The sequence below is a fragment of the Sedimenticola sp. genome (assembly GCF_050289425.1).
Taxonomy (GTDB): Bacteria; Pseudomonadota; Gammaproteobacteria; order Chromatiales; family Chromatiaceae; genus Sedimenticola.
The window spans coordinates 1-516 of record NZ_JBNKFS010000099.1 but is presented as its reverse complement, the minus strand read 5'-3'; the positions used below and the strand labels follow the sequence as shown (position 1 = coordinate 516).

General features: G+C 72.1%; 1 protein-coding gene. It reads right to left on the bottom strand.

Annotation, left to right across the window (positions count from 1 at the left end; genetic code table 11):
- Positions 1–516, bottom strand: a 516-nt coding sequence (locus tag ACQY5R_RS18360; protein WP_428610732.1) for an acyl-CoA dehydrogenase family protein, incomplete at both ends; no start/stop codon positions are given.

Sequence of the window (516 nt, the reverse complement as noted above, 5' to 3'; positions counted from 1 at the left end):
TCGGCCGTCTGCGAGGCGTAGAGCTTGGCGTAGGCCGCCTCGGTCAGGAAATCCTGGCCCGCGTCGCGGCGGCGGGCCGCGTCGTAGACCATCAGGCGGGCGGCGCGAATGCGGGTGGCCATCTCGGCGAGCTGGAACTGGACGCCCTGGTTGTCGGCGATGGGCTTGCCGAACTGCTTGCGCTCCTGGGTGTAGTTCAGGGCGTGCTCGAAGGCGCCGGCGGCCAGGCCGACCCGCACCACCGCCGCCTGGCCAAGGCCGAGCGGCACCATGAAGGCGACCGCGGCGCACTGCAGGGCGATGGCGTGGGCGGCCAGCGCCGCGGTGCTGATGAGGCCCATGAGGAAGGCGGCGGCGGAGAACAGCCCGGCCTCGGCGACGATGGTCAGGCCGATGGGCACGCCGACGCGGAACAGCTCGAAGAAGCGCGGCCAGTCCGGGCGCCAGAAGCGCAGCAGGATGGCATAGCGGCGGAAACGCCGGTCCCACTGCACGTAGCCGAGCAGCGCCAGGAAC